Origin of the sequence: Streptomyces sp. NPDC058646 (genome assembly GCF_042716875.1) — a bacterium.
GTDB lineage: Bacteria > Actinomycetota > Actinomycetes > Streptomycetales > Streptomycetaceae > Streptomyces.
Window position 1 is genome coordinate 1 of sequence record NZ_JBHXRK010000010.1, and the last position, 6,147, is coordinate 6,147.

6 protein-coding genes are annotated in these 6,147 nt (G+C 72.2%); 1 reads left to right on the top strand and 5 read right to left on the bottom strand.

From position 1 onward, the window contains the following. Positions 1–86: 86 nt before the first annotated feature. Together ACFWUZ_RS14185 and ACFWUZ_RS14190 are read right to left on the bottom strand one after the other, a co-directional pair. Positions 87–635 carry an alkyl hydroperoxide reductase gene (locus tag ACFWUZ_RS14185; RefSeq protein WP_384371802.1) on the bottom strand — a complete coding sequence of 183 codons (549 nt, stop codon included), beginning with the start codon at positions 633–635 and terminating at the stop codon, positions 87–89. 3 nt (positions 636–638) lie between these two features. Continuing rightward, entirely contained in the window at positions 639–1,193 is a 555-nt protein-coding gene (locus ACFWUZ_RS14190) for a peroxiredoxin (protein WP_384371804.1), read from the bottom strand. A 144-nt stretch (positions 1,194–1,337) separates the two neighbouring features. On the opposite strand from ACFWUZ_RS14190, the gene ACFWUZ_RS14195 reads away from it, so the two are divergent. Beyond that, positions 1,338–2,294 (top strand): hydrogen peroxide-inducible genes activator, encoded by a 957-nt coding sequence (locus tag ACFWUZ_RS14195; RefSeq protein WP_384371806.1) that lies wholly within the window; start codon positions 1,338–1,340, stop codon positions 2,292–2,294. Between the two features lie 46 nt (positions 2,295–2,340). On the opposite strand, the gene ACFWUZ_RS14200 is transcribed toward ACFWUZ_RS14195, so the two are convergent. The 3 genes from ACFWUZ_RS14200 to ACFWUZ_RS14210 are packed head-to-tail and all read right to left on the bottom strand — an operon-like array spanning position 2,341 to position 5,908. After that, entirely contained in the window at positions 2,341–4,704 is a 2,364-nt protein-coding gene (locus ACFWUZ_RS14200) for an ABC transporter permease (protein ID WP_384371808.1), read from the bottom strand. Beyond that, positions 4,701–5,387 carry an ABC transporter ATP-binding protein gene (locus tag ACFWUZ_RS14205; protein WP_384371810.1) on the bottom strand — a complete coding sequence of 229 codons (687 nt, stop codon included), beginning with the start codon at positions 5,385–5,387 and terminating at the stop codon, positions 4,701–4,703. The genes ACFWUZ_RS14200 and ACFWUZ_RS14205 overlap by 4 nt, the downstream gene beginning before the upstream one ends. Then, complete coding sequence (locus ACFWUZ_RS14210) at positions 5,384–5,908, bottom strand: PadR family transcriptional regulator (RefSeq protein WP_384371812.1); 525 nt, start codon at positions 5,906–5,908, stop codon at positions 5,384–5,386. Before ACFWUZ_RS14210 ends, ACFWUZ_RS14205 begins: the two co-directional genes overlap by 4 nt. Positions 5,909–6,147 lie beyond the last annotated feature (239 nt).

A 6,147-nucleotide genomic window follows, 5' to 3' on the forward strand; every position in this document is an offset into this window, starting at 1 on the left:
GGTCAGTTTTTTTTTTACTCCACCCCGCCGGGCCGGCCCCCGGCGGCGCTCCCGGCCCGGGGGCCCCCTTCCGCGTACGTGCGGTGTCACTCGGCGGCGAGCGCCGCCTCCGCGTCCAGGGTGACCGCGACGGCCTGCACGACCGAGGCGATCTTGAAGGCCTCCTGGACGGCCTCGCGGCCGACGCCGGCCTTGCGCAGGACCTGCTCGTGCGAGTCCAGGCACTGGCCGCAGCCGTTGATCGCGGAGACCGCGAGCGACCACAGCTCGAAGTCGACCTTCTCCACGCCCGGGTTGCCGATGACGTTCATCCGCAGGCCCGCGCGCAGGGTCCCGTACTCCGGGTCGGAGAGCAGGTGCCGCGTGCGGTAGAAGACGTTGTTCATCGCCATGACCGCCGCGGCGGACTTGGCGGCGGTGTACGCCTCCGGGGAGAGGTTCGCCTTCGCCTCCGGCTCCAGCTCACGCAGGACGCGCGGGGAGCGGGCGGCGATCGCGCAGGACAGGACGGTGCCCCACAGCTGCTGCTGCGAGAGGGTGCCGTTGCTGTCGGCGTTGCCGATGACCGAGCCGAGGTTCAGCTTCAGGTCCTTGGCGAAGTCCGGTATGGCGGACTTCAGGGAGTCGAGGGACATCCGTCACTCACCGGCCAGCAGGGCGCCGGCGTCGAGGGTGGACTCGCCCTTGGTCCAGTTGCAGGGGCACAGCTCGTCGGTCTGCAGGGCGTCGAGGACCCGCAGGACCTCCTTGGGGTTACGGCCGACGGAGCCGGCGGTCACCATCGAGAACTGGATCTCGTTGTTCTGGTCGACGATGAAGACCGCGCGCTGCGCGAAGCCGTCCTCGCCCTGCACACCGCACGCCTGCATGAGCTCGTGCTTGGAGTCGGCCAGCATCGGGAAGGGCAGGTCACGCAGGTCGGCGTGGTCCTTGCGCCAGGCGTGGTGGACGAACTCGGAGTCGCCGGAGACGCCGAGGATCTGGGCGTCGCGGTCCTGGAACTCCTCGTCCAGCTTGCCGAACGCGGCGATCTCGGTCGGGCAGACGAAGGTGAAGTCCTTCGGCCAGAAGAACACCACGCGCCACTTGCCCTCATAGGTCTTGTGGTCGATCTGGGCGAACTCGTTGCCGGCCTCGAGCGAGACGCAGGCGGTCAGATCGTAGGTGGGGAACTTGTCACCGACAGTGAGCACGTGCTCTCCTTGCGGACAGGAAAGCGCCACCCTTTTGGGGTGTTGGCGGCTTTCCGGAGGGTTGGACGGATCTCACATGCTGGCACAGCGGCATTGATTACAGAAATAGCTACTCTTATGTCCGGTGATCGGAGGTGCCTATCAGTGGTTGCGGGCAGTAGTGGTGGCAGAGGGCCGAAGCAGGCGACGATCGCGCAGCTGCGCGCCTTCGCGGCGGTCGCCGAGCACCTGCACTTCCGGGACGCCGCCGCGGCCATCGGGATGAGCCAGCCGGCCCTCTCCGGAGCCGTCTCCGCACTGGAGGACGCCCTCGGGGTGCGGCTGCTGGAACGCACCACCCGCAAGGTGCTGCTCTCCCCGGCGGGCGAGCGCATCGCGCTGCGGGCGCGGGCCGTACTCGACGCCATGGGCGGGCTGCTGGAGGAGGCAGAGGCCGTACGGGCCCCCTTCACCGGGATCCTGCGGCTCGGGGTGATCCCCACGGTGGCGCCGTACCTGCTGCCCACCGTGCTGGGGCTCTTCCACCGACGCTACCCCGGCATGGACCTGCAGGTGCACGAGGAGCAGACGGCCTCGCTGCTGGAGGGGCTGGCCGCCGGCCGGCTCGACCTGCTGCTGCTGGCGGTACCGCTCGGCATGCCCGGCATCACCGAACTGCCGGTCTTCGACGAGGACTTCGTGCTGCTGTCCCCGCGGGAGCATCCGCTGGCCGGCCGCCGGGACGTGCCCCTCGAAGAACTGCGCGGACTGCAACTGCTGCTGCTGGACGAGGGCCACTGCCTGCGCGACCAGGCCCTGGACATCTGCCGGGAGGCGGGCCGCACCACCGGGGCGGACGTCACCACCACCGCCGCCGGGCTGTCCACCCTCGTACAACTGGTCGCAGGGGGACTGGGCGTGACGCTGTTGCCGCGTACGGCACTGCGCCTGGAGACGGCCCGCAACGAGCACCTGGCCACCGGCTACTTCGCCGAACCCGCCCCCTCGCGGCGGATCGCCCTGGCCATGCGGACGGGCACCGCCCGGCAGGAGGAGTTCCGCGCCATCGCCGCCGCCCTGCGCGAAGCGGTACGCCCGCTCCCGGTCTGGCCCACGGACTAGGGGCGGGCCGGGCGGGGCGGGCGTACCGGTCGGTGGGGGAGCGGGGTCACTCCGTGCGCAGGCCGTCGGGGCGCATCAGGCGCAGCAGTACCGGCAGGCTGAGGGCGGTCACCAGGGCGACCACGCCCGCGCCGACCCCGGTCATCGCCAGCACCGAGGACCAGTCGACCCGGACGGGCCGGGCGGCCATGCGCAGCAGGACGGTCCCCAGCCCGACGCCGACCACGGCCGCCAGTCCCAGGCCGAGTCCGATCGGCAGGGCGGTCTGCCACAGCACCGACAGGCTCAGCGTGGAGCGCTTGGTGCCGAAGGCGACCAGCGCCGAGAGCAGCTTCTTGCGCTCGCGCAGCTGCTCCAGCTGGGAGACCAGCAGGCTGGAGCCGATCAGGATCAGCACGCCCGTCGCGCCGAAGAACAGCCCGGTCCGGATCGTGGAGTAACCGGATGCCTGCTGCGTCGACTTCAGTGTCATCGCGGTGGCGAAGGGGTCCGCCCGGAAGGCCGCCGTGCGGACCCGCTCCAGGGCGTCCGGCACCGCGTCGTCGAGCTGGACGAAGATCTGGGCGTTCTGCTGGAAGCCCACGCCCTTCGGAGCGGCGGCCGGGGTGACGAGCAGCCCGGTGCGCAGCTGGCCGGTCGGGTCCTCGCGGCCGGCGACGGTACGGGCGCCGGCCGGGACGGTCCACGGGACGGCCCGGCCCATGACGAACGCGCTGTCGGGGAGGTCGTTGATGTTCCCGGCGAAGAGCTGGTCGCCGGGCCGGGCCGTGTCCCCGTAGCCGCCGGGGGTGCCGGCGGGGGCGCCGGACAGCACGAACGCGTCGCCGTCCCGGCAGGATTCGAGCACCGCGACCTCTTCGAGCGCCGCGCAGGTGCCGACGGTCACCGCGATCCGCTCCTCCCCCGCGGGGACCTGGTGCGCGGCGGGAACGCTGGTCAGCGGGACGGTCCGGACGATGCCCTCGGTACCGGAGATCTGCTGGGAGAGGGAGTCGACCTCCGTCTCGGTACCGCTGCGCAGGAGGACCGAGACGGAGGCCCGCGAGGGGTCCTGTCCGGTGTCCGTGGCGTAGTCGCCCTCGACGCCCGCGAAGAGCATCTGCAGGGCGATGGCCGCGGCGACCGCCACCGCGATGCCGTTGACCAGGCGGGCGGCGGCCCCGCTGCTCACCTGGAGGCGGCGGACGGCCAGCTGCCAGGACACCGGGCCGCCGGACATCCGGCCGACGAGGCGTTCCAGCAACCAGGGCAGCAGGGCGGTGATCCCGACCAGCAGGAGCACCACGCCCCCGCTGACCTGCCACTGGTTGAAGCGGCCGTGGTCGTTGCCGCGGCCCGTCAGCGGGGCGAGGAGGCCGATTCCGCCGAGCGGCAGCAGCAGCCGCCACCAGATGCGGCGCTCGGCCGGCGCGGAGGTGCGTACGACGCCCAGCGGCTCGATGACGACCCCGCGCAGCGCGAACAGGGTCACGGCGACGGCCGCCGCGGGCACCGCGACGGCGACCAGGGCGGCCAGCCACGGCGCCGGGTCCAGGTCGGCGGGGAAGACGCTGCGCTGCTGGACGCTGATCGCGCCGACCAGCCGGCGGCCGATCAGGAAGAACCCGACGCCGAGCCCCAGCCCGACCAGGGATCCGGCCATCGCCTCACCGGCGGCGATCCGGCGGACCATGCGGGCGTCGGCGCCGACCAGCCGCAGCGCGGCGAGCCGCCGGTCGCGCCGCTCGCCGCCGAAGCGGACGGCGGCGGCGACGAATACCGCGACCGGCATCAGCAGGGCGACGAAGGTCAGGACCACCATGAGCATCAGCACCGGGTCGAGCGGCTGGGGTCCCGCGGTGCCGGCGAAGCCGGTGATGCGCTCGGCGCGGAGGCCGCCCGCGAGGTCCATGGCCGCGGGGAGCCGGTCGTTGCCCATGTAGAGGAAGAGTTCGCCGGGGCCGGTCAGGCCGGCGTCGCCGATCACCTCGGTGATCTTGCCGTCGAGACGTTCGCGCAGCAGCCCGCCCTCGGAGGACTTCATCAGCTCGTCCAGGGCGGGGGAGACGGCCATCTCGCCGGGGCCCGGGATCCTCGTCAGGCCCGGTGGGACGGGGGCGTCCGGTCCCTCGGCGTACATCATGAGGCCGTCGATGTCCTGGCCGTGGTACGTCTGGCCGAGGCGGGTGACGAGGAGCGTGTCGCGGCCCGGCTGTTCGGCGGTGGGCGCACCCAGCGTGGAGCGTGCGTCACCGCGTTCGCCCCGGGCGGCGAACGCGCCGGGGATCGCGGTGCTGATCAGCAGGAGGGCGACACCGAGGCCGACGCCCACGCCGGTGAGCAGGGTGCGGGTCCAGCCCTCGCGGCCGCCGCCGAAGGCGAAGCGGGTTCCCATGGCGAGGTCGCGGGCCCAGGCGGAGAGGGTGCTCATACGATCCGCTCCATGTCGCGGGACCTGCCGTCGCGGACGACGATCTCGCGGTCGGAGTACGCGGCCACGCGCGTCTCGTGCGTGACGAGGACGAGGGCGGCGCTGGTGGAACGGGCGGTCTCGGTGAGCAGCCGCATCACCAGTTCGCCGTTGAGGGAGTCGAGGGCGCCGGTCGGCTCGTCGGCGAAGACCACCCGGGGCCGGGTGACCAGGGCGCGGGCGACCGCGACGCGCTGGCCCTGGCCGCCGGATATCTCGCCGGGCCGCTTGCCGCCGAGGTCGTCGACCTGGAGCTTCTCCATCCAGTGGAGTGCGGTCCGCTCGGCCTCCTTGCGCTTGACGCCGGTGAGCCGCAGCGGGAGGGCGACGTTCTCCGTGCAGGTCAGCTCCGGTACGAGCTGCCCGAACTGGAAGACGAAGCCGAACTCGCTGCGGCGCAGGGCGCTGCGCTCGGCGTCGTTCATGGCGGACAGCTCGCGGCCGGCGTAGGTGAGGGAGCCGGAGTCGGGGGTGACGATCCCGGCGAGGCAGTGCAGCAGGGTGGACTTGCCCGAGCCGGAGGGGCCCATGACGGCGACGACCTCGCCGGGGTGGACGGAGAATTCCGCGCCGTCGAGCGCCTGGGTGGTGCCGTACGCCTTGCGGAGGGCCGAGGCGGTGAGCAGCGAGCCGGCCGGGGTCATCGGCGTACCTCCTTCGCGAGCTGGTCGAGGCGGGCGGCGGCCAGTTCGAGCCATCGCAGGTCCGCCTCCAGGTGGAACAGGGCGTGGTCGCAGACGAGCTGGTCGGCGAGGTCGCCGGTGCGCTTGCGCTGGGTCAGGATGCGCATCAGGCGCAGGTGTTCCGCGCGCTGGGTGTCCAGCAGGCCGGCCGCGCTGCGGCCGGTGAGCAGGGCGAGGACGACCTTGGTGTAGAGGGTCGAGTGGAGGTACGGCTCCGGCTTCTCCGGCTGTGCGAGCCAGGCGTCGACGTCGGTGATGCCGGCGTCGGTGATGGCGTAGCGCTTGCGGTCGGGGCCGCCGCCGCTCTCTATCCCGTCGACCTCGACGAGGCCGTTCTTCAGGAGGCGGGACATGGTCGAGTAGACCTGTCCGTAGGCCAGGGGGCGGTCGTGGCCGAACTTCTCGTCGAAGGCGCGCTTGAGGTCGTAGCCGTGGCGCGGGCCGGCCTCCAGGAGGCCGAGCAAGGTGTGACCGATGGACATGGCAGTGACTGTACACGCGGTGTATACGCTCCATGTATACGTGGAGTGCATAGTTGGCCGCAGAAAGGGTGTTTCCGCAGGTGGAAGCCGTTGGTGCGAGCTGAAGGAGGTAAGGGAAGGGGACGGGCGGGGCGCGGCCGAGCAGGACATGGAGAACCGACCCCCCCCCCCCCCCACACACAAACCACCCCCGACGGGCTGCGCCCCCCCCGCGGGCTGATCCGACACCCCCCCCGCCG